The sequence below is a fragment of the Pseudomonas sp. K8 genome, from assembly GCF_014889455.1.
Classification (GTDB): domain Bacteria; phylum Pseudomonadota; class Gammaproteobacteria; order Pseudomonadales; family Pseudomonadaceae; genus Aquipseudomonas; species Aquipseudomonas veronii.
Genome location: NZ_VJWO01000012.1, coordinates 34,928 through 55,926 on the forward strand (window position 1 = coordinate 34,928; position 20,999 = coordinate 55,926).

At 61.7% G+C, this 20,999-nt stretch carries 19 protein-coding genes; 7 read left to right on the forward strand and 12 right to left on the reverse strand.

Annotated features, from left to right (window positions below; translation table 11 throughout):
* Positions 1-13: 13 nt before the first annotated feature.
* The 3 genes from rho to INT12_RS11375 all read right to left on the reverse strand — a co-directional run bounded on the left by rho (position 14) and on the right by INT12_RS11375 (position 2,654).
* The gene (rho, locus tag INT12_RS11365) at positions 14-1,273 is read right to left on the reverse strand and encodes a transcription termination factor Rho (protein ID WP_017845130.1); all 1,260 of its coding nucleotides are present in this window, start codon (positions 1,271-1,273) and stop codon (positions 14-16) included.
* Between the two features lie 234 nt (positions 1,274-1,507).
* Positions 1,508-1,837: a thioredoxin TrxA gene (gene trxA, locus INT12_RS11370; protein ID WP_017845131.1), complete on the reverse strand. Its 330-nt coding sequence runs from the start codon at positions 1,835-1,837 to the stop codon at positions 1,508-1,510.
* 121 nt (positions 1,838-1,958) lie between these two features.
* Positions 1,959-2,654 (reverse strand): FadR/GntR family transcriptional regulator, encoded by a 696-nt coding sequence (locus INT12_RS11375; RefSeq protein ID WP_193040969.1) that lies wholly within the window; start codon positions 2,652-2,654, stop codon positions 1,959-1,961.
* Between the two features lie 255 nt (positions 2,655-2,909).
* On the opposite strand from INT12_RS11375, the gene INT12_RS11380 reads away from it, so the two are divergent.
* The 4 genes from INT12_RS11380 to INT12_RS11395 are packed head-to-tail and all read left to right on the forward strand — an operon-like array spanning position 2,910 to position 5,756.
* The gene (locus INT12_RS11380; protein WP_046381688.1) at positions 2,910-3,695 is read left to right on the forward strand and encodes a transporter substrate-binding domain-containing protein; all 786 of its coding nucleotides are present in this window, start codon (positions 2,910-2,912) and stop codon (positions 3,693-3,695) included.
* Positions 3,696-3,716: 21 nt separating this feature from the next.
* Complete coding sequence (locus tag INT12_RS11385; RefSeq protein WP_193040970.1) at positions 3,717-4,385, forward strand: amino acid ABC transporter permease; 669 nt, start codon at positions 3,717-3,719, stop codon at positions 4,383-4,385.
* Complete coding sequence (locus INT12_RS11390; protein ID WP_017845135.1) at positions 4,382-5,032, forward strand: amino acid ABC transporter permease; 651 nt, start codon at positions 4,382-4,384, stop codon at positions 5,030-5,032. Before INT12_RS11385 ends, INT12_RS11390 begins: the two co-directional genes overlap by 4 nt.
* Positions 5,019-5,756, forward strand: a complete 738-nt coding sequence (locus tag INT12_RS11395) for an amino acid ABC transporter ATP-binding protein (RefSeq protein ID WP_017845136.1) — start codon at positions 5,019-5,021, stop codon at positions 5,754-5,756. The genes INT12_RS11390 and INT12_RS11395 overlap by 14 nt, the downstream gene beginning before the upstream one ends.
* On the opposite strand, the gene INT12_RS11400 is transcribed toward INT12_RS11395, so the two are convergent.
* From INT12_RS11400 to INT12_RS11415, 4 genes are all read right to left on the reverse strand, one after another.
* On the reverse strand, positions 5,728-6,276 hold the full coding sequence (locus INT12_RS11400) for a hypothetical protein (protein ID WP_193040971.1): 549 nt from the start codon (positions 6,274-6,276) through the stop codon (positions 5,728-5,730). The two genes, INT12_RS11395 and INT12_RS11400, sit on opposite strands and share 29 nt — an antisense overlap.
* Complete coding sequence (locus INT12_RS11405; RefSeq protein WP_193058852.1) at positions 6,266-8,767, reverse strand: fimbria/pilus outer membrane usher protein; 2,502 nt, start codon at positions 8,765-8,767, stop codon at positions 6,266-6,268. Before INT12_RS11405 ends, INT12_RS11400 begins: the two co-directional genes overlap by 11 nt.
* 7 nt (positions 8,768-8,774) lie before the next feature.
* A complete protein-coding gene (locus INT12_RS11410) occupies positions 8,775-9,491 on the reverse strand; it encodes a fimbria/pilus chaperone family protein (protein ID WP_169796380.1) in 717 nt (238 codons plus the stop codon).
* Between the two features lie 106 nt (positions 9,492-9,597).
* The gene (locus tag INT12_RS11415; protein WP_017845140.1) at positions 9,598-10,257 is read right to left on the reverse strand and encodes a DUF1120 domain-containing protein; all 660 of its coding nucleotides are present in this window, start codon (positions 10,255-10,257) and stop codon (positions 9,598-9,600) included.
* A 481-nt stretch (positions 10,258-10,738) separates the two neighbouring features.
* Between INT12_RS11415 and ppx the strand changes: the two genes are divergently transcribed.
* Entirely contained in the window at positions 10,739-12,241 is a 1,503-nt protein-coding gene (gene ppx, locus INT12_RS11420; RefSeq protein WP_017845141.1) for an exopolyphosphatase, read from the forward strand.
* A gap of 131 nt (positions 12,242-12,372) precedes the next feature.
* On the opposite strand, the gene ppk1 is transcribed toward ppx, so the two are convergent.
* Positions 12,373-14,598, reverse strand: coding sequence for a polyphosphate kinase 1 (gene ppk1 / locus INT12_RS11425; RefSeq protein ID WP_017845142.1), 2,226 nt, complete (start codon positions 14,596-14,598; stop codon positions 12,373-12,375).
* Positions 14,599-14,616: 18 nt separating this feature from the next.
* Positions 14,617-15,630 (reverse strand): porphobilinogen synthase, encoded by a 1,014-nt coding sequence (hemB, locus tag INT12_RS11430; RefSeq protein ID WP_057003998.1) that lies wholly within the window; start codon positions 15,628-15,630, stop codon positions 14,617-14,619.
* A gap of 207 nt (positions 15,631-15,837) precedes the next feature.
* On the opposite strand from hemB, the gene INT12_RS11435 reads away from it, so the two are divergent.
* Positions 15,838-16,485 (forward strand): DedA family protein, encoded by a 648-nt coding sequence (locus INT12_RS11435; protein ID WP_017845144.1) that lies wholly within the window; start codon positions 15,838-15,840, stop codon positions 16,483-16,485.
* On the opposite strand, the gene INT12_RS11440 is transcribed toward INT12_RS11435, so the two are convergent.
* Positions 16,466-17,701 carry a sterol desaturase family protein gene (locus INT12_RS11440; RefSeq protein ID WP_193039533.1) on the reverse strand — a complete coding sequence of 412 codons (1,236 nt, stop codon included), beginning with the start codon at positions 17,699-17,701 and terminating at the stop codon, positions 16,466-16,468. The genes INT12_RS11435 and INT12_RS11440 overlap by 20 nt on opposite strands.
* Before the next feature lie 115 nt (positions 17,702-17,816).
* On the opposite strand from INT12_RS11440, the gene elbB reads away from it, so the two are divergent.
* A complete protein-coding gene (gene elbB, locus INT12_RS11445) occupies positions 17,817-18,482 on the forward strand; it encodes an isoprenoid biosynthesis glyoxalase ElbB (RefSeq protein WP_079444912.1) in 666 nt (221 codons plus the stop codon).
* Here the strand turns inward: elbB and INT12_RS11450 are convergent.
* Together INT12_RS11450 and INT12_RS11455 are read right to left on the reverse strand one after the other, a co-directional pair.
* The gene (locus INT12_RS11450) at positions 18,479-18,934 is read right to left on the reverse strand and encodes a YaiI/YqxD family protein (RefSeq protein WP_017845147.1); all 456 of its coding nucleotides are present in this window, start codon (positions 18,932-18,934) and stop codon (positions 18,479-18,481) included. The two genes, elbB and INT12_RS11450, sit on opposite strands and share 4 nt — an antisense overlap.
* A 2-nt stretch (positions 18,935-18,936) precedes the next feature.
* Positions 18,937-20,832 carry an FTR1 family protein gene (locus tag INT12_RS11455; protein ID WP_126585176.1) on the reverse strand — a complete coding sequence of 632 codons (1,896 nt, stop codon included), beginning with the start codon at positions 20,830-20,832 and terminating at the stop codon, positions 18,937-18,939.
* Positions 20,833-20,999 lie beyond the last annotated feature (167 nt).

The following is a 20,999-nucleotide window of genomic DNA, read 5'->3' on the forward strand; positions in this document are numbered from 1 at the left end:
CTGAAACGTCGTATTACTTACGCTTCATCGACAGGAAGAACTCGTCGTTGGTCTTGGTGGTTTTCAGCTTGTCGATCAGGAACTCGATGGCCGCGACTTCATCCATCGGGTGCAGCAGCTTGCGCAGAATCCACATGCGCTGCAGTTCGTCGTCGGCTGTCAGCAGCTCTTCACGGCGGGTGCCGGAGCGGTTGATGTTGATCGCCGGGAACACACGCTTTTCAGCGATACGACGGTCCAGGGGCAGTTCCATGTTGCCGGTACCCTTGAACTCTTCGTAGATCACTTCATCCATCTTCGAGCCGGTTTCAACCAGCGCGGTGGCGATGATGGTCAGCGAGCCGCCTTCTTCGATATTCCGCGCGGCGCCGAAGAAACGTTTCGGTTTCTCCAGGGCGTGGGCATCGACACCACCGGTCAATACCTTGCCGGAGCTCGGGATCACGGTGTTGTAGGCACGGGCCAGACGGGTGATGGAGTCGAGCAGGATCACCACGTCTTTCTTGTGTTCGACCAGGCGCTTGGCCTTCTCGATCACCATTTCGGCAACCTGCACGTGGCGGGTTGGCGGCTCATCGAACGTCGAGGCAACCACTTCGCCGCGCACGGTGCGCTGCATTTCGGTCACTTCTTCCGGACGTTCATCGATCAGCAGCACGATCAGGTGAACTTCAGGGTTGTTACGCGCGATGTTCGCTGCAATGTTCTGCAGCATGATGGTCTTACCGGCTTTCGGCGGTGCGACGATCAGGCCGCGCTGGCCCTTGCCGATCGGGGCGCACAGGTCGATTACACGACCGGTCAAGTCTTCGGTAGAACCGTTGCCGGCTTCCATCTTCATTCGCACGGTCGGGAACAGCGGGGTCAGGTTCTCGAAGAGAATCTTGTTTTTCGCGTTCTCTGGACGATCGAAGTTGATCGTGTCGACCTTGAGCAGGGCGAAATAACGCTCGCCTTCCTTCGGCGGACGGATCTTGCCAACGATGGTGTCACCGGTGCGCAAGTTGAAGCGGCGGATCTGGCTCGGCGAGACGTAGATATCGTCTGGACCGGCGAGATAGGAAGCGTCTGCAGAGCGGAGGAAGCCGAAGCCGTCCTGGAGAATCTCCAGCACGCCATCACCGGAGATTTCCTCGCCGCTTTTCGCGTGCTTTTTGAGCAAGGAGAAAATCACGTCCTGCTTGCGCGAACGGGCCATATTTTCTATGCCCATCTGTTCGGCCAATTCGAGCAGTTCGGTAATCGGCTTTTGCTTGAGTTCAGTCAGATTCATATAGGAATGACGTAATCATTTATGGAGGGGGGAAATTAAGCTTTTGGCTTAATGAGGCCGCGCCGCAGAGAAGGCGACAGGATCGCGTACTAATCGAAAAGGAATGCGTCGGCGACGGCTTGCAGGGGGCAGTGGAGAAACCAGTGCGGGGCCGAATGTACCACCTGAGTTTCGGAGCGTCTAGCCCTGTTTCACGAAAAAGCCCCGCAATTTGCGGGGCTTTTTTGACGGCGCTTAGATGTTCACGTCGATGAATGCAGCCAGTTGGGACTTCGACAGCGCGCCCACTTTGGTCGCTGCGACTTCGCCGTCCTTGAACAGCATCAGGGTCGGAATACCACGCACGCCATGCTTGGCCGGGGTTTCCTGGTTTTCGTCGATGTTCAGCTTGGCAATGGTCAATTTGCCGTTGTACTCGGTTGCAATGTCGTCCAGAACCGGAGCGATCATTTTGCAAGGGCCACACCATTCAGCCCAGTAGTCAACCAGCACCGGGCCAGCAGCCTTGAGTACTTCGGCCTCAAAGGTCGCGTCGGTGACGTGCTTGATAAGATCGTTGCTCATGGATGTCTCCGGATTGTAAGCAAAAAAAACGTGGCCCATCATAGCTGCCCTTCCCTCGTTCAGGAAGCCGCCTCTGATTGACTCTTGCTATGGTGGCGCATGAGTTTGGGTATCGCCTCGCTCACGGCGCTACGGGAGTCACGAATGCAATCCCGGTGCGCAACGCCGCATTACGTACATGTTCCTGCATGGTTTTCTGCGCCGCCGCGCTCGCGCGCCGGGCCAGGGCGCGCAGGACTCTGCGGTGCTCCTGCCAGGTTTCCATGGCCCGCTCCGGCCGGATGAACGGTAGCTTCTGACTCTCCAGGAACACCTCGGCGCTGGCACTCAGGATGCTGACCATCGCCTGGTTGCCGCTGGCGAGGAGGATGCGCTGGTGGAATTCGAAGTCCAGCCGCGCGGCCGCTTCGAAGTCGCCGGCCTTGAGCACCTTGCGCATGGCTTCGACATTCTCTTCCAGGCTATCCAGTTCATCAATGGTCAGCGTGACGGCCGCCAACCCTGCCGCAAACCCTTCCAGGGCATAGCGCAACTGGAAGATATCCAGCGGCGTCGCCTGGGCCGCGAAGGGCCACGCAAACTCCGGCGGCTCCTGTGCCTCTTGCACGAACACGCCTTTGCCCGGCTGCACGCTGACCACCCCCAAGGCACTCAGGGACGACAACGCCTCGCGCAATGACGCCCGGCTCACGCCCAACTGCAGCGCCAGGTCGCGCTGGGACGGCAGTGCGTCGCCCGGCCCGAAGCCTTGCTCCTTGATCAGTTTGCGGATGGCCTGCAAGGCCGCTTCCGGTACCGCTTGGGCGATGGAATTCATAAAAAACTCAAGGTTCCAGACAACTGAGCGGCTAGTTGTAAAGCTATTCGTGCCCGGCGGCAAGCCACGCCCCAAAGGGGCTCGCGCGCTTTGGGCGGCGCTCGAAAAAGGTGCGAAAGCCGCGCTCACTGTTCAGACCAGTAAGACCACCGAAGTTCAACAAATCCCGGCCTTGCAGACGAACCGAGCCGGGATGGCATGGGCTGTGCACTGGGCAAAAACAGAATGCCCCTTCGCCCTTCTCGGAGAGTTCCCATGACCAAGCGCTACAGCGCCCTGCTCACCGCCCTGTTTGCCAGCCTGATGCTGAGCCAGGCACCCGCCCAGGCCAACGGTCTGGACGATATCGTTGCCCGCGGCACCTTGAAGGTCGCCGTGCCCCAGGACTTCCCGCCGTTCGGCTCGGTCGGCCCCGACATGAAACCACGCGGCCTGGACATCGACACCGCCAAGCTGCTGGCCGACCAGCTCAAGGTCAAACTGGAGCTGACCCCGGTCAACAGCACCAACCGCATCCCGTTCCTCACGACCGGCAAGGTCGACCTGGTGATTTCCAGCCTGGGCAAGAACCCCGAGCGGGAAAAGGTCATCGACTTCTCCAAGGCCTACGCGCCGTTCTACCTGGCCGTGTTCGGCCCGCCTGACGCCGCCATCAGCAGCACCGACGACCTCAAGGGCAAGACCATCAGCGTGACCCGTGGCGCCATCGAAGACATTGAGCTGACGGCCGTCGCGCCCAAGGAAGCCACGATCAAGCGCTTCGAAGACAACAATTCGACCATCGCCGCCTACCTGGCCGGCCAGGTCGACCTGATCGCCAGCGGCAACGTGGTGATGGTTGCGATCAGCGAGCGCAGCCCGAAACGCGTGCCAGCGCTGAAAGTGAAGCTCAAGGATTCGCCGGTGTACGTGGGCGTGAACAAGAACGAGCCGGCGCTGCTGGAGAAGGTCAACCAGATCCTGGTGGCGGCCAAGGCTGACGGCAGCCTGGAAAAGAATGCAATGCAGTGGCTGAAAGAACCTCTGCCTGCTGATCTCTGAAGCCCGCGACGGAGCTGATTCATGGCCTATCAATTCGACTTTGTGCCGGTGCTGGCCAATACCGACCTGCTGTTGCGCGGCGCCCTGTTCACCCTTGAACTGACGGCGATCGGCGCAATCCTGGGGGTGGCCCTGGGCACCGTCGGCGCAGTGGTGCGGGCGTGGAAAATCCAGCCGTTCGCCTGGTTCTTCGGGGTGTATGTCGAGTTGATCCGCAACACGCCATTTCTGGTGCAGTTGTTTTTCATCTTCTTCGGCCTGCCCTCCCTGGGGCTGAAAATCACCGAGTGGCAAGCGGCGGTATTGGCGATGGTGATCAACCTGGGCGCCTATTCCACCGAGATCATCCGCGCCGGCATCCAGGCGATCCCCGGCGGTCAGCTGGAGGCTGCTGCCGCCCTGGCGATGACGCGCTTCGAGGCGTTCCGCCATGTGGTGCTGCTGTCGGCGCTGGGCAAGGTGTGGCCGGCCCTGAGCAGCCAGATCATCATTGTGATGCTCGGCTCGGCGGTGTGTTCGCAGATCGCCACCGAAGAGCTGAGTTTTGCCGCCAACTTCATCCAGTCGCGCAACTTCCGCGCCTTTGAGACCTATGCCCTGACCACCCTGGTGTACCTGTGCATGGCGTTGATGATTCGCCAGTTGCTCAACTGGATCGGCCGCCGGTTTGTGATGAGGAACAGCCGATGAGTGATTTTTCCTTCTGGGACATCGTGCGCAACCTGCTCATCGGCCTGCAATGGACACTGTTGCTGTCGCTGGTGGCGTTTGTGGGCGGTGGCCTGATCGGCCTGCTGGTGATGACGATGCGTATCAGCCGCAAAGCCTTCCCGCGCAATGTCGCCCGCACCTATATCGAACTGTTCCAGGGCACGCCGCTGTTGATGCAGCTGTTCCTGGTGTTTTTCGGCGTCGCCCTGCTCGGGGTGGACATCTCGCCCTGGCTGGCGGCGGCGATTGCCTTGACCTTGTTTACCAGCGCCTACCTCGCCGAGATCTGGCGCGGCTGCGTCGACTCCATCGCCCACGGGCAGTGGGAAGCCTCGGCCAGCCTGGCCCTGAGCCCGCTGGAACAGCTGCGCTACGTGATCCTGCCCCAGGCCCTGCGGATTGCCGTGGCGCCTACCGTGGGGTTCTCGGTGCAAGTGGTCAAAGGCACCGCGGTGACCTCGATCATCGGCTTCACCGAACTGACCAAGACCGGCGGCATGCTCGCCAACGCCACGTTCGAGCCCTTTATGGTCTATGGCCTGGTGGCCCTCGGTTACTTCCTGCTCTGCTACCCCTTGTCCCTCAGTGCGCGCTACCTGGAAAGGAGACTGCATGCCTCTGCTTAGAATTTCCGCCCTGCATAAGTATTACGGCGATCACCATGTGCTCAAGGGCATCGACTTGACCGTTGAAGAAGGCCAGGTCGTCGCGATCATCGGCCGCAGCGGCTCGGGCAAATCGACCTTGCTGCGCACCCTCAATGGCCTGGAGTCGATCAACGACGGCGTGATCGAAGTCGACGGCGAATACCTCGACGCCGCCCGCGCCGACCTGCGTAGCCTGCGGCAGAAAGTCGGCATGGTGTTCCAGCAGTTCAACCTGTTCCCGCACCTGACGGTGGGCGAAAACGTCATGCTCGCGCCGCAGGTGGTGCAGAAAGTGCCCAAGGCCAAGGCCGCCCAGTTGGCGCGGCAGATGCTGGAGCGGGTCGGCCTGGGCGAGAAGTTCGACGCCTTCCCTGATCGCCTGTCCGGTGGCCAGCAACAACGCGTCGCGATAGCCCGCGCCCTGGCCATGTCGCCCAAAGTGCTGCTGTGCGACGAGATCACCTCGGCGCTGGACCCAGAGCTGGTCAATGAAGTGCTTAGCGTGGTGCGCCAATTGGCCAAGGACGGCATGACCCTGATCATGGTGACCCACGAAATGCGTTTCGCCCGCGAAGTCGGGGACAAACTGGTGTTCATGCACCAAGGCAAGGTGCATGAAGTGGGCCCGCCCCAGGCGCTGTTCGCCAACCCCCGCACCCCCGAACTGGCCAACTTCATCGGCTCGGTGGGGCAGCCGGGCTGACCAGCTCGAAGGTGCCCTGCCCCTCCAGCCGCGTTTCATCACGGACCTGCAGGGCATCGGAAGGCAGGTCGATATCGACATCGACCTGGGCCGTCAGGCGCTGGCCGACCAGCGCTTGACCTGCTGCGCGTGCCACCAGGACCTGGCCCGGCAACAACGCCCCGCTGACGGTTTCACCGGGCAAGTGCGCCACCCCCCACTCGACGGCGCGCCCATCGACCTGGGCATGCTTGAGACTCAGGCGCATACGCCCCTGGCGGTCAAACCGGAAACCTTGCCCATCCGCCGCACCGATGAAGCGCAACGCAATCATCGAAGGCTGCGTACACACGACGTTCAGGTGCAGCGTGCGGGTGCCGAGGGCCACGGAGGTGCTTTGGACGACGGCCTCCCTGCGAATGACGCCATAGTCGAGGCGCGGCTGGCTCACGGACAACCGGCAGTTTTCAGCGCGCACGCCCTGGGCCATCAACAGCGCGCAGAACAGGACGACGCCCGCGCTTCTCCACTTAGCGGCCATGGCACACCGCCGTCGTGGTCTCATAGAACTTGTCATGGTCAGGCTGGGTTCCGGGGTCAAGGCTCAGTTGGCAGGTGGAAGAGTCCGGCAACGAAACCCGCAGGCTTTGCGACTCATTGACGTCATTCAGGAAAATCATGCCTTCGCCCACCACGCTGGTGAGGAAGCGGCCATCCTGGCCGAACACCGACGCGCCCTGGGGCAACGGCTGACCGTGCTGATCGCTGGCGGTGAGCAACACGCGGCGCACTGTCACCACATCGAACGCGACGGTATTGAAGGACCCGCGACCGGCGGCGAGCACCTGGGTGCCGTTCTTCAGGTCAACCCGCCTGGGCAACGACTGCGTCTGCACTTCGACGCGGCTGTTGGCATACGCGGGCAAGCCGGCAATCACGGCCTGCCCGGTGAAGTCGGTCCACACCGGCCCCTGGGGGGTTTCGACTTTCGCGGAGCCGATATCCCCCACGGAGACGATGCCGAACGTGTCCTGCACGGGATAGGGCGAGAAGGTCAGGCCGTTTTCGTGCGCGACGATGCCGCCTTGCAGTTGCCCCGTATAACCGGTGCCCTGGGCATCTCGGCTGACGCCCAGGCCGACGCGGGTGTAGCGCGGCAGCAGGTCCACATGGCCGCGAACCGCTTGTTCGCGGGCGCTGAGGTCGCGCTCGACTCCTACCTCGTAATTCACATAGTCATTGACCCGTTCGCTGAGTGCCGTACCGGCGCGGGACTGGTTACCACGCCGGCTGACGTAGCTGTTCACACGACGATCACCGCCCAGCGGCACGCTGATCTGCAACCGTACCGACAGATCATTGTCCACCGTGCTATCGCGCCGGCCGGCGGCAACGCTGGCGTCACGCCGCGGCCGCGTGCCGCCCACCTGCGAGTCGGCGATCAAAGCAACATCGACGTGACTGAACGACTTGTTCCACGAAGCAAACACATGTTCGGCCGTTTGCCGGTCAAATTGCGCGCTGCGCGAATAACCCAGGGAGAACACGCCCAGGGTTGGATCGGCCCAGCTCATGCCCGCCGTGTACTGGTTCTTGAAGCGCGAACCCAACTCGTCGGCCTTGAACGAGCGGCCCGCTTCAAGCACCTCGCGATACCCCCGGGTCTGGGTGGTGGCGCTGAAGTTGACGTCTATATTGGCGTAGACCGGGCTGCTCGCGGACACGCTGCTACGCGAACCCGACACCGCGTTACGGCCGTCCCGGGACACATTGTGGCGAGCGCCAACCGCAACCCGCTGGAAAAAGACGCTGCTCAGGGTGCCGCCTGCCGACCAGTATTCATCGGTGCTCAATAAGCCAAACCCCGCCGACGATTCACGCCCCAGACCCCAGGTGCCGCTGCCCATGGCGACCACCGGCGACGGCGCCCGCGCGTCGATGTTTTCGCGCACCTTGCCGAGCGAAAAATAATAGCCGGGCGCCGCCGGGGCCGCCCCCGCGAACGAAGCCGCCGGCACCACGAAACTGCGCTTGGCGCCGCGTACATCGATCACGCTGACTTCGAGGTCGCTGGTGCCATTGAGCAAAGGCAACCCGGTCAGCCGGAAGGGGCCTTCGGGCACCAGCGTGCTATGGATCAGCACGCCGGACTGGCGCACTTCAATCCGCGACTGACTCTGGGCCAGCCCCTCGACCACCGCATTATTGCCGCCCGCCGGCATCCGCGACTGGCCATCGGGGGAAAACTGCACACCGGACAACTGGATGCCGCCAAACAGCGGATTGTTGCTGGAGAGCTGGCCCACCTGGAACGTCGATCGCAGCACGGCCAGATCCCGCTGGGCGAAGGCGTACAGGTGTTCGGTGCGCGCGTCGCCATTGTCGGACACATAGAATTGGCGGCTGCGGACAATCCAGTCGCCCAGGTTGAAGCCTGCTTCGGTGTAGGCCGACACGAACCGGCTGGACTCACTGCGCGAACGGTTGTCGAAACCCAGCACGTCATAGTTGAACATCGCCGCTGCGCCACCCTGGGCAAAGTCCCCGGCCTCCCACTGGGGTTCACGCAATGACTGGGTCGGCACCACCAGTGCCACCTCATCGATGCCGGGCCGGAGCCGAACCATCGTCGTCGGGAAGGCGCCCAGAAAGTCATGGCAGGCCTGGTCCGGTGAGGCGCCTTTGCGGACAACGGCGCGGGGCTGCACCAACCCGGCTTTCTCGAGCAAGCCCGGGGTGAAACACAATTGCCCCTGTGCGTCGAACCGCGCATCGACTGACCCGAGCGGGTTCCCGTTGACCCGCAGCCCCACCACCTGGACGCCTTCGCGAAAACGCGCCGCACTGCGGAAGTAGTCGGAGACCTTCGGGTCAATACCGTGGGTGGTCAGTGCCGCGAGGTCGAAACCCTCGCCCAACTCGAGCGCCGGAGCCAGGCCGGGCAAGCTCCACAGGGTCGCAAACCCGATGAGCAGCGTGGGGCGGCGAGACCGGATGGAAACCGCAGGCGTGTTACTCGACAGGTTTTTCATAAGCCGCTCAACCCCCATCGGTACTGATCGGGGCGCGGTAGCTGTCCACCGAAAATCCATAGACCGTGGCGGGCTGGATCTCGACTTCGGCCAAGCCGTCCAATGTTCCGTCAACCTTCGCCGTCAACGCCTCCCCCGGCAAAATGTAAGCACGCGGCAACGTCGCCAGAACCCGTTGGGGCAGCAACTGCACCTCCGGCGCCAGGCGCACCACATAAGCACTGTCGTTGTGAACAGCCAGCATCTCTCCTGCCCGCCGCCACTTCAGCAGCTCCCAGGGCGTGTGATGTTGAGGCAAGCCTTTGGGGTGCAGGATCAGCGGCAGGTTCTGCCGAAGGGTGATACCGATGGTCGCACCCCCTGCGGCACGCGCCTGCGGAATACCCTCGAAGGACACACGCTTCAAGCGCTGGGTCTTCAGCGGTGCTTCCAAGGTGCTGATGAAACGCACCAACTGGGTTTCACCGGGTTCCACACGCGCAATAGGCGGCGTGACAATCAATAGGGGCTCTACGTCTTCGGGCACGTTCAGTACGACTGAATGAAGCAGCGCCGGCCCCGAATCGGTGTTCTTGATATTTATCGTGGCCTCGCCCTGTTCCTCATAAAGAACCACAACCGAGGTTTCCGGCAACATTCCGTCCGCCAATACCATGCCGGTAAAACACAGACACACACTTGCACACAACAACAGCAGATTATTTATTACTGAAAGACTACGCACTCAGTGTTCCCCGCAGACCATGAAGTTGGCAATTGATAGCCAAGCACCCACATGAAAACAGCCGATCAGAACGCGTGCGTTCTTTGATCGGCTGTATTTCAGCCGCTTAGAGGTAAACCAAAGTAAGCGTTGCGCGACCATCAAGAGTAACGTCGCGAGCCAGGTTCAAGTCTTGGCCTTTGTTGATCACGGCCCGTACTGCAATAGTCCCGGTCAGTTGAGAGAGTTCGGCCGGAATGAGCGAAGTGCCACTGCGCCACGAAGATTGGTTAGGCGATTTCGCGACTTTGCCATCACTGCTCTGCCAGGCCGCGCCTTCGCCGACACGTGTAAGAGCCGTCAGCGTTTTGCCCGGCGACCTGAGGTCCCTGAGCGTAACCGCATAGCCACCGGTATTTTTGCCAGCGACCGAACCCAAGCCGAAGTTATGCACCTCGGTATAGCCTGCGCCAAGGGCGCTGAGGATGCCCGTTACCCTGCTGCCGGCCTGCAGGTCGGTGAATGTCAGCCCGAACGGAGCGCTGCCGGTGCCGCAATTGACGGACAGGGGCGTGGTCATTTCCCGAAGCGGGTTGAACGCCGTCTGGGAGAGTTGGCCCGAAGGAATATCGCCGTAATTGATAATGCCGCCGCCAGTCATGCTCAGGTTGCAGGCAGCGGGTTTGATCGTGCCCCTGACGACCAGTTCGGCACTGGTGGATGCGTTAGCACTGATGGCCGCAGCCAGGCAAGCGAGACCGAGAGTCAATCCAACAATTTTTTTCATATTCGACCTGTCACTGAAAGTTATCAGGCGTTCTTTATTTATCTCTCGGCAAGTCCAGCGCCAAACGGCTTATTTCTCCGGACCTGCACGACTATAAATAAATAACACCCAGGCAATATTGCCGGGTGACAGTCTGTCGCTTTGGCACTTCATTAAAGAATCAGATAACACATCAGTTAGTGTGGGAGCCGTAAAAACAAAGAGTCGCCTTTACCCGACCGCGAGGTAGTCCTAAACAAAAAAACCAATGGAACATCAACAAGCACTCTGTAGGGAAAATCATAAAAAGCTTTACAACAACAACTAGTTAAAAACTCCTACAAAACTAAAACCTCATTCAGTGGATATTTAGAAACCCACCCTACATTTCCCACAAGAATTCCTCGCAGACACCCTTAGGAAAATTACCGGAGCGCCACGCGTTGGCTCCAGCGGTCGATCGTGGCACGATGGTCAGGTTATCGACCGAGACCCTCTAACCATGCCGCAATCCCAAGCCAAGAATCTGTCCCTGATCGCCGCCATCGACCTGGGCTCCAACAGCTTTCATATGGTCGTGGCCAAGGCCCAGAACGGCGAAATCCGCATCCTTGAGCGGCTAGGCGAAAAAGTCCAACTGGCTGCCGGAATCGACGACGCGCGCCAGCTCAATGAAGAATCCATGCAGCGCGGGCTCGATTGCCTCAAGCGGTTTGCCCAGTTGATCAACGGCATGCCCCCGGGTGCTGTGCGAATCGTCGGCACCAACGCGTTGCGCGAAGCCCGTAACCGGGGCGAATTCATCCGCCGCGCCGAGGAGATCCTCGGGCACCCGGTGGAAGTCATCTCCGGACGCGAAGAAGCGCGCCTGATCTACCTCGGCGTGTCCCACACCCTGGCCGACACCCCTGGCAAGCGCCTGGTGGCGGACATCGGCGGCGGCAGTACCGAATTCATCATCGGCCAGCGCTTCGAGCCGCTGCTGCGCGAAAGCCTGCAGATGGGCTGCGTCAGCTATACCCAGCGTTATTTCAAGGACGGCAAGATCACCCCGGCGCGTTATGCCCAGGCCTACACGGCGGCGCGGCTGGAAATCATGAGCATCGAGCACGCCCTGCATCGCCTGTCGTGGGATGAAGCGATCGGCTCGTCCGGCACCATCCGCGCCATCGGCCTGGCCTTGAAAGCCGGCGGCCATGGCACCGGCGAGGTCAACGCCGAAGGCCTGGCGTGGCTCAAGCGCAAGCTGTTCAAGCTGGGAGATGCCGAAAAAATCGACTTCGATGGCATCAAGCCCGACCGCCGCACGATTTTCCCGGCGGGCCTGGCGATTCTCGAAGCGATCTTCGACGCCCTCGAACTGCAACGCATGGACCACTGCGACGGCGCCCTGCGCGAAGGCGTGCTTTACGACCTGCTCGGCCGTCATCACCATGAGGACGTGCGTGAGCGCACCCTCAGCTCGCTGATGGAGCGCTATCACGCCGATCTGGAACAAGCGGCCCGCGTGGAACGCAAAGCCCTGCATGCCTTCGACCAGGTGGCCGCGGATTGGGACCTGGAAGACGGTGTATGGCGCGAACTGCTGGGCTGGGCGGCCAAGGTGCATGAAGTGGGCCTGGATATCGCCCACTACCATTACCACAAGCACGGCGCCTACCTGATCGAGCACTCCGACCTGGCTGGTTTCTCCCGGGAAGACCAGCAGATGCTCGCGCTGCTGGTACGCGGCCATCGCCGCAATATCCCCAAGGACAAGTTCGCCGAATTCGGTGACGAAGGCATCAAGCTGATCCGCCTGTGCGTGCTGCTGCGCTTTGCGATCCTGTTCCACCACATCCGTGGCACCCAGGAAATGCCCCAGGTGACCCTGCGCGCCAGCGGCGACAGCCTCGACGTGGTGTTCCCGGAAGGCTGGCTGGAGGAAAACCAGCTGACCCAGGCGGACTTCGCCCAGGAAGCGGAGTGGCTGACGCGGGTGGGGTTCAGCCTGAACGTGCGCTAAAGAACACCGAAAATACATGTGGGAGGGGCGGTGCGACGATTCGACTTGCCCCCGATGGCGGTGGGTCAGTCACTTGGTACTTTGACTGAACCATCGCCATCGGGGGCAAGCCCCCTCCCACATTAGGTCGGTTAATTCACTGCGAGAATCGGGCTACCCAGCCTCTCCAGCAAGGTGGCCTGGGCGCTGCGCGGGTTCTGGTTGCCGGTCGGCGTGTTGCGCACGTAGCGGCCGTCCGACTGCAGGCTCCAGCTGTGGGTGTTATCGGTGAGATAACTTTCCAGCTCTTTCTTGACCCGCATGATCAGCTTCTTGCCCTCCACCGGGAAGCACGTCTCCACGCGCTTGTCGAGGTTGCGCTCCATCCAGTCGGCGCTGGAGAGGTACATCTGCTCCTCCCCGCCGTTGAGGAAGTAGAACACCCGCGTGTGCTCCAGGAAGCGCCCGATGATCGAGCGCACATGGATGTTGTGCGAGACCCCGGCAATGCCCGGCCGCAGGCAGCACATGCCGCGTACCACCAGGTCGATACGCACGCCGGACTGGCTGGCCTTGTACAGCGCGCGGATGATCTTCGGATCGGTCAGCGAGTTGAACTTGGCGATGATGTGCGCCGGTTTGCCGTCGAGCGCGAACTGAGTCTCGCGGGCGATCATGTCGAGCATGCCCTTCTTCAGGGTGAACGGCGCATGCAGCAGCTTCTTCATGCGCAACGTCTTACCCATGCCGATCAACTGGCTGAACAACTTGCCGACGTCTTCACACAAGGCGTCGTCGGAGGTCAGCAGGCTGTAGTCGGTGTAGAGCTTGGCGTTACCGGCGTGATAGTTGCCGGTGCCCAAGTGCGCGTAACGCACGATCTCACCGGCTTCGCGGCGCAGGATCAGCATCATCTTGGCGTGGGTCTTGAACCCGACCACACCGTAGATCACCACCGCGCCGGCCGCTTGCAGGCGGCTGGCCAGTTGCAGGTTGGACTCTTCGTCGAAGCGCGCGCGCAGTTCGATCACCGCGGTGACTTCCTTGCCGTTACGCGCAGCGTCCACCAGGGCGTCGACGATCTCCGAGTTGGCACCGCTGCGGTACAGGGTCTGGCGCACGGCGAGTACATGCGGGTCCTTGGCGGCCTGGCGCAACAGGTCGACCACCGGGGTGAAGGACTCGAACGGGTGCAGCAACAGGATGTCCTGCTTGCTGATCACGCTGAAAATGTTTTCGCTGTTTTGCAGCAGTTTCGGGATCTGCGGCGTGAACGGCGTGTATTGCAGCTCCGGGTGGCTGTCCAGGCCGGTGATGCTGAACAGACGCGTCAAGTTGACCGGGCCGTTGACCTGGTACAGCTCGCTCTCGCCGAGGTTGAACTGCTTGAGCAGGTAGTCCGACAGATGTTTCGGACAGGTGTCGGCCACTTCCAGACGCACCGCATCGCCGTAGCGCCGCGAGAACAGCTCGCCGCGCAAGGCGCGGGCCAAGTCTTCGACGTCTTCGGAGTCCAGCGCCAGGTCGGCGTTACGGGTCAGGCGGAACTGGTAGCAGCCCTTGACCTTCATGCCCTGGAACAGGTCATCGGCGTGCGCGTGGATCATCGACGACAGGAATACATAGTTATCGCCAGCGCCCCCCACCTCTTCCGGTACCTTGATGATCCGTGGCAGCAGACGCGGTGCCGGGATGATCGCCAGGCCGGAATCGCGACCGAAGGCGTCGATACCTTCAAGCTCAACGATGAAGTTCAGGCTCTTGTTGACCAGCAACGGGAACGGGTGAGTCGGGTCGAGACCGATCGGCGTGATGATCGGCGCAATCTCGTCGCGGAAGTAGCGACGCACCCAGGTCTTGATCTTGGTGGTCCAGTGACGGCGACGGATGAAGCGGACCTGATGTTTTTCCAGTTCCGGCAGCAGGATGTCGTTGAGGATCGCGTATTGGCGATCCACATGCCCGTGTACCAGCTCGCTGATGCGCGCCAGGGCTTGATGCGGTTGCAGGCCATCGGCGCCGGCTTGTTCACGGGCGAAGGTGATCTGCTTCTTGAGGCCGGCGACGCGGATCTCGAAGAACTCGTCCAGGTTGCTGGAGAAAATCAGCAGGAATTTCAGGCGTTCCAGCAACGGGTAGGACTCATCCAGCGCCTGTTCCAGCACGCGGATGTTGAATTGCAGTTGTGACAACTCACGGTGGATGTACAGGCTGCTGTCATCCAGGTTGGTCACCACGGCAGGCGCTGGCGCCGGGGCCGGCGCTTCGGCGACCACCACCGGCGGCGCAGGCTCCGGCACCGGCGGGGTCTCGGCGACGGATTCGACCACCGGGTGGGCGTCTTTTACGGCAACTTCTGAGAGTCCTTCGGTATTCATCGAGTGTTCCTGTGAGGGCTATTGTTGCTCTCTAAGCAATTGGGCAGCGCGGGCGGCGAAGTAGGTCAGAATGCCATCAGCGCCAGCACGTTTAAAGGCTGTCAGGGATTCGAGGATCACCCCTTCACTCAACCAACCATTCTGGATCGCGGCCATGTGCATGGCGTATTCACCGCTGACCTGATAGACAAAGGTCGGCACCTTGAATTCCTCTTTGACCCGATAAAGGATGTCCAGGTAAGGCATCCCGGGCTTGACCATCACCATGTCGGCGCCTTCGGCCAGGTCGGCGGCCACTTCGTGCAGTGCTTCATGGCTGTTGGCCGGGTCCATCTGGTACGAGGCTTTGTTGGCCTTGCCCAGGTTCAGGGCCGAGCCCACCGCATCGCGGAACGGACCATAGTAGGCGCTGGCGTATTTGGCCGAGTAGGCCATGATCCGCACATTGACATGGCCGGCCAGTTCCAGGGCTTCGCGGATCGCCTGGATGCGGCCGTCCATCATGTCCGACGGCGCGACCACCTGGGCCCCGGCGGCGGCATGAGACAAGGCTTGCTTGACCAGCGCGTCGACGGTGATGTCGTTCTGCACGTAGCCGTCTTCATCCAGGATGCCATCCTGCCCGTGGGTGGTGAACGGGTCCAGGGCCACATCGGTGATCACCCCCAATTCCGGGAAGCGCTCACGCAACGCACGGGTGGCGCGCTGGGCGATCCCTTGCGGGTTCCAGGCTTCGGCGGCATCGAGGGACTTGAGTTCAGCAGGCGTGACAGGGAACAGCGCCAGCGCCGGAATCCCCAACTCGACCCAGTTCGCCGCCTCTTCCAGCAGCAAATCAATGGTCAAGCGCTCGACACCCGGCATCGACGCCACGGCTTCCCGACGGTTTTCCCCGTCCAGCACAAAGACCGGCAGGATCAGATCGTTCGTGGTCAGTACGTTTTCACGGACCAGACGGCGAGAAAAATCATCACGACGGTTGCGACGCAGACGGGTCGCGGGAAACAGGCGATTGGCAGGGGTAAAGCTCACGACAGACTCCTGAGCCCGCGTTTACGGGCGAGTGTTGCAGTTATAAGCGGCCATTATGACGAAGGTATGACAGTTGTGCTTAACGATGCGACCTGTAGTCGCATTCGGCGTTTCTGTAGGAATTGTTCACTTCGTGACACATCTCGATACTTTCACGAATGATCGCGAAGGCGTAGGCTGCGCGTTCATTTCGCCAGCACCCAGACCATGCTTCAACAATTTCTGCATGACTTCGGCTACTTTGCCCTCTTCCTCGGGACGTTCTTCGAAGGCGAGACCATACTCGTTCTCGCAGGCTTCCTGGCGTTCCGTGGGTACATGGATATCAACCTGGTGGTGGTCGTTGCTTTTTTTGGCAGCTACGCCGGCGACCAGCTTTGGTATTACATGGGGCGCAAGCACGGCCGCAAACTGTTGGCACGTAAACCGCGCTGGCAATTGATGGGCGACAAAGCCCTGGAACATATCCGCAAGCACCCGGATATCTGGGTGTTGAGCTTCCGCTTTGTCTACGGATTGCGCACGGTGATGCCCGTGGCGATTGGCCTGTCCGGCTATCCGCCCTTGCGCTACCTGTTACTCAACGGCATTGGCGCGGCGGTCTGGGCGGCGGCACTCGGCGCGGCGGCGTACCATTTCGGCGCGGTGCTGGAAGGCATGCTGGGCAGCATCAAGAAGTACGAGCTGTGGGTGCTGGGTGCGTTGTTACTGCTGGGCCTGGTTCTCTGGCTGCGGCGGCGGTTCAAGAACGCGCGCATCGCCCGTCAAGCCTGTGCCGACGCCAAGGCTCGACTGGCGGCCGCACAACTGAGTGAGACCAGCCCGGCCGAGCCGCCTAAGACGCCAGTCGAGTAAGCCGGCCTCGGCAGCAGTAGAGGCCAATCAGGCTCAGCAAGCTGTAGCTCAACAGACCCGGCCAGCCCAGGTGGCTGGCCGGCCAAAGCCCGACCAGCGGCGCCAGCCATACCAACGGCACATTCAGGCCCAGACGCACCAGTTCCGCCTTCAACGCCCACGGGCGGTTCTCCAGGGCGACGCCCAGGCTGAACAGGCCCAACGCCATTGCACTCCAGCCCAGCACCAACGCCGCCGTGGGCAGCCCTTCGCCGACGTTCATCAAATAACTGCCAAACCCCACATACACCGCGAATTGCACGGCGACGTACACCTGTTGCCGCGTATCCAGCGGCACCTCGAACTTGCGGAACTGGCTCAAGTCCGGCTTGGTCAACGGGTAGTTGGCCTTCACGTCGGCCGGCCGCCAGCCGGTACGCATGAACCAGATGCGCAGCTTGTCCCAACGGCTTTGCGTGCGCCGCGCGTCACTCCACAACTGCGCATAGAACTGCAGGTTGGCCCACAGCGGGTTCCAACTGGCCAAGGGGGTGGTGACGCCAAAGATCACCGGCTCGTTTTCGTCTTCTTCCTGAAACGAGCCAAACAGCCGGTCCCAAATAATGAACACCCCGCCGTAGTTGCGATCCATGTAGAGAGCGTTCTGTGCATGGTGGGCCCGATGATTGGATGGGGTGACGAAGAACCACTCGAACCAGCCGAGCTTGGGCACATGGCGGGTGTGGACCCAGAATTGATACAACAGGTTGAGCGAGGCGACGCTGATAAATACCACCAGCGGCACGCCGAGCACGGCCAGAGGCAGATAGAAGATCCAGCTCAGCAGAAAGCCGGTGCTGGTCTGGCGCAAGGCGGTGGTGAGGTTGTAGTCCTCGCTCTGGTGATGCACCGAATGCGCGGCCCACAGGATATTGCGCTCGTGACCGCAGCGATGCAGCCAGTAATAGCAGAAGTCGTAGAACACAAAGGCGAACACCCAGGTCCAGACGCTCTCGGCCGACAGCTCGATCAGCGCCAGGTGCTTGAGGGCGAATGCGTAGGTCAGCAATCCCACGCCCTTGGTCAGCAGCCCGGTGGTGGTGGACAGCACGCCAGTGCTGAGGCTGTTGATGGCATCCGCCACCCGATAATTGCGCGCGCCGCGCCAACGGTCGACGAACAGTTCAACCACGATCAAGGCGATGAAAAACGGTACCGCGTAAGGCACGAAGTCCATGGGCTAGTCCGGTCTGTTTTTATTGCATCAAGATTAGGGGCTGCGGCGGGAGTTCCCATTGGCAACAGATGACAAATTAGTAGACATTTAACGCCATGAATCAGGAGAAATGCCCATGAGCAAAAAGATTGCAGTGATCCTTTCCGGCTGTGGCGTGTACGACGGCGCAGAAATCCATGAAAGCGTGATCACCCTGCTGCGCCTGGATCAGCGCGGCGCTCAGGTCCAATGCTTTGCACCCGACATCGCGCAGTTGCACGTGATCAACCACCTCACGGGCGAAGAAATGCCCGAGTCGCGCAATGTGCTGGTGGAGTCCGCCCGCATTGCCCGGGGCGACGTGAAAGACATTCGTGAAGCCAACGCCGAGGATTTCGACGCGCTGATCGTGCCTGGCGGGTTTGGCGCGGCGAAGAACCTGTCGAACTTTGCCAGCGCAGGCGCCGGTTGCAGCCTCAACCCGCAGGTATTGGCGCTGGCCGAAGCCTTTGTCGAAGCGGGCAAGCCGCTGGGACTGATCTGCATCTCGCCGGCCCTGGCCGCGAAGATCTATGGCCCGGGAGTGACCTGCACCATCGGCAACGATGCCGACACCGCCGCCGCGCTGGACAAGATGGGCGCCCACCACCAGGCATGCGCGGTGGACGATATCGTCGAAGACACCGCGCGCAAGCTGGTCAGCACCCCCGCCTATATGCTCGGCAAGAACATCAGCGAAGTCGCGTCAGGCATCAACAAGCTGGTGGATCGGGTGCTGGAGCTGACCCACGAAAACGACTAACCGGCCCGCATCAAGCGTGTGAGCAGGCGGTCGAGTGCGTTGGCGAACGCTTGCTTGTCCTTTTCCCCATGGGGCGGTGGACCACCGCCCATCTGACCTTGCTCGCGCAGATCGGTGAACAGGTTACGCACCGCCAGCCGCTCACTCATGTTCTGCGGGCTGAATTCCTTGCCGCGCGGGTCGAGGGCCGTCACGCCGTTCTTCACCAGGCGGTCAGCCAGGGGCACGTCGCTGCAGATCACCAGTTCACCGGGCACCGCGTGCTCCACCAGGTAGTCATCCGCCGCGTCCGGGCCGCTGGGCACCACGATCAGCTTCACGCAGGCAAAGGCCGGCTTGATCTGGCTCTGCCCGGCCACCAGCACCACCTCGAACTGACGCTTGAGGGCGAACTTCACCACCTGGTCCTTGGCCGCGCGCGGGCAAGCATCGGCGTCGATCCACACGCGCATGCTTATGCCGCCAGCCGGCGCTTGTCGGCGATCCGACTGCGGCCATACATCACCATAATCGCCAGGATCGCCACCACCTGCGCACTCAGCGAGTAGGCATCGGCGTGGATACCCAGCCAGTCGAAGTCAAAGAACGCCACCGGCCGCGTGCCGAAGATGCCGGCTTCCTGCAACGCCTTCACGCCGTGCCCGGCGAATACCACCGACAACGCACACAGCAGCGCCGCGTTGATCCCGAAAAACAGCGCCAATGGCAGCTTCGCCGAACCGCGCAGGATCACCCACGCCAGACCCATCAACAGCACCAGCGCCGTGGCGCCGCCCGCCAGCACGGCGTTGTGCCCGGCCGGGCCGGCTTGCAACCACAGGGTTTCGTAGAACAGGATCACTTCGAACAGCTCGCGGTACACCGAGAAGAACGCCAGCAGCGCGAAGCCGAAACGGCCACCGCCGCCCACCAGGCTGCTCTTGATGTAGTCCTGCCAGGCCGCTGCGTGGCGCCGGTCATGCATCCACACGCCGAGCCACAGCACCATCACACTGGCAAACAACGCCGTGCAACCTTCGAGCAATTCGCGCTGGGCGCCGCTCACATCAATCACATAGGCCGCCAATGCCCAGGTGGCCAAGCCGGCCAACAAGGCCAGGCCCCAGCCGACGTGGACGCCGCGCACCGCCGATTCCTGGCCGGTGTTGCGCAGGAAGGCGAGGACCGCCGCCAGCACCAGGATCGCTTCCAGACCTTCGCGCAGCAGGATCAGCAAGCCTGAGATAAAGCTCAACGACCAGCTCAGGCCATCGCCGCCCAACAAGCCGGCAGATTCGGTGAGCTTGCCCTTGGCGGCGTCCAGGCGCTGCTGCACCTGTTCGAGCGGCAAGCCGTCCTGCAACGACTGCCGATAGGCCATCAGGGCCTTCTCGGTGTCTTTGCGCACGTTGGCGTTGACGTTGTCCAGGGAGCTTTCCACCAGCTCGAACCCTTCCAGATACGCCGCTACCGACAGGTCGTAGGCTTGCTCATGGTCACCGTTGCGGAACGCCGCAAGGCTCTTGTCGAGGGTGGCGGCAGTGTAGTCGAGCAACTGCGCCGGGCCGCGCTTGACCTGCGGCGGCTGGGCACGCTGGGCGCGGAACGTCGCAGCAGCGGCCGGGCCGTTGGCGGCCAGCACTTCATTGGGGGTCTGGCGGGCCAGGTCGGCGAGGTTGAACGGTTGCGCGCTTTTCGCGGCAGCCGGGTCGGCCGTGAAGCCGGCGATGTAGGTGGCCAGGTCCCAGCGCTGACGTTCGTCCAGTTGGTCGGCGAAGGACGGCATGTCCGTGCCTTCGACGCCCAGGCCCAGCGTGTTGTAGATCGCATAGAGGCTCAGGCGGTCCAGGCGCTCCGCGTTCTGCAGGTTCGCCGGTGGCGGCGTCATGCCGACACCCGCCGGGCCATCACCGGCGCCGGCCGTGCCGTGGCAAACCGAGCAGTGCTGGGCATACAGTGGTGCGCCGCGGGTCGGGTCGGGCGTAATCGCCGGGGCCTGGCTGACTTCATACGCCGCCGCCAGCTTGGCGCCCAACTGTCGGGCCTGGTGCGCCACGCTGGCGCCTTCCTGACGAGCGGTCACGGCCGCGACCAATTCATCGACCCCTTTGACCAATTCCGCGCGCTCGGGCTTGGACGGCAGCTCAGCCACCAGGCCCTGCAATACCCCCAGAAATTCCACCTGCTCACGGTATTCCGATTCATCGACGACCTTGCCCGCCGCTACCGTCGGCGGATAGTCCGCGCCGATGTAGTCCAGCAAATGCAGGGCTTTCGTGGCGCCCTCGGCAGGCGCGGCCAACAGATTGAAGCTGCACGACATCAACGCCGGCAATAGCAGCCAGGCGAGAAAACGGAAGGGGGCAGTCATGAACGAATCTCAAAGGGAAATACGAAGTAACACATTGTTGAGCTTTATGAGATTTGACTCAAGGTGTAAGTGATTTGTATTTTGAGTAACAGAGCAGATTCAGCTGTAGCAATGACGCCACGCCCGACGATTCTGCGCTGCCCCCAACGCGCACAGGCAACGCAAAA

What these genes read in the sequence shown, in the direction of transcription:
- INT12_RS11385 (WP_193040970.1), top strand. Translation starts at nt 3,717, where the DNA reads ATGGCCTATCAATTCGACTTTGTGCCGGTGCTGGCCAATACCGACCTG.
- ppk1 (WP_017845142.1), bottom strand. Translation starts at nt 14,598, where the DNA reads ATGAATACCGAAGGACTCTCAGAAGTTGCCGTAAAAGACGCCCACCCG.
- rho (WP_017845130.1), bottom strand. Translation starts at nt 1,273, where the DNA reads ATGAATCTGACTGAACTCAAGCAAAAGCCGATTACCGAACTGCTCGAA.
- trxA (WP_017845131.1), bottom strand. Translation starts at nt 1,837, where the DNA reads ATGAGCAACGATCTTATCAAGCACGTCACCGACGCGACCTTTGAGGCC.
- INT12_RS11400 (WP_193040971.1), bottom strand. Translation starts at nt 6,276, where the DNA reads ATGGCCGCTAAGTGGAGAAGCGCGGGCGTCGTCCTGTTCTGCGCGCTG.
- INT12_RS11390 (WP_017845135.1), top strand. Translation starts at nt 4,382, where the DNA reads ATGAGTGATTTTTCCTTCTGGGACATCGTGCGCAACCTGCTCATCGGC.
- INT12_RS11450 (WP_017845147.1), bottom strand. Translation starts at nt 18,934, where the DNA reads ATGCGCGTGTGGATCGACGCCGATGCTTGCCCGCGCGCGGCCAAGGAC.
- elbB (WP_079444912.1), top strand. Translation starts at nt 17,817, where the DNA reads ATGAGCAAAAAGATTGCAGTGATCCTTTCCGGCTGTGGCGTGTACGAC.
- INT12_RS11440 (WP_193039533.1), bottom strand. Translation starts at nt 17,701, where the DNA reads ATGGACTTCGTGCCTTACGCGGTACCGTTTTTCATCGCCTTGATCGTG.
- ppx (WP_017845141.1), top strand. Translation starts at nt 10,739, where the DNA reads ATGCCGCAATCCCAAGCCAAGAATCTGTCCCTGATCGCCGCCATCGAC.
- INT12_RS11395 (WP_017845136.1), top strand. Translation starts at nt 5,019, where the DNA reads ATGCCTCTGCTTAGAATTTCCGCCCTGCATAAGTATTACGGCGATCAC.
- INT12_RS11455 (WP_126585176.1), bottom strand. Translation starts at nt 20,832, where the DNA reads ATGACTGCCCCCTTCCGTTTTCTCGCCTGGCTGCTATTGCCGGCGTTG.
- INT12_RS11380 (WP_046381688.1), top strand. Translation starts at nt 2,910, where the DNA reads ATGACCAAGCGCTACAGCGCCCTGCTCACCGCCCTGTTTGCCAGCCTG.
- INT12_RS11375 (WP_193040969.1), bottom strand. Translation starts at nt 2,654, where the DNA reads ATGAATTCCATCGCCCAAGCGGTACCGGAAGCGGCCTTGCAGGCCATC.
- INT12_RS11435 (WP_017845144.1), top strand. Translation starts at nt 15,838, where the DNA reads ATGCTTCAACAATTTCTGCATGACTTCGGCTACTTTGCCCTCTTCCTC.
- INT12_RS11405 (WP_193058852.1), bottom strand. Translation starts at nt 8,767, where the DNA reads ATGAAAAACCTGTCGAGTAACACGCCTGCGGTTTCCATCCGGTCTCGC.
- INT12_RS11415 (WP_017845140.1), bottom strand. Translation starts at nt 10,257, where the DNA reads ATGAAAAAAATTGTTGGATTGACTCTCGGTCTCGCTTGCCTGGCTGCG.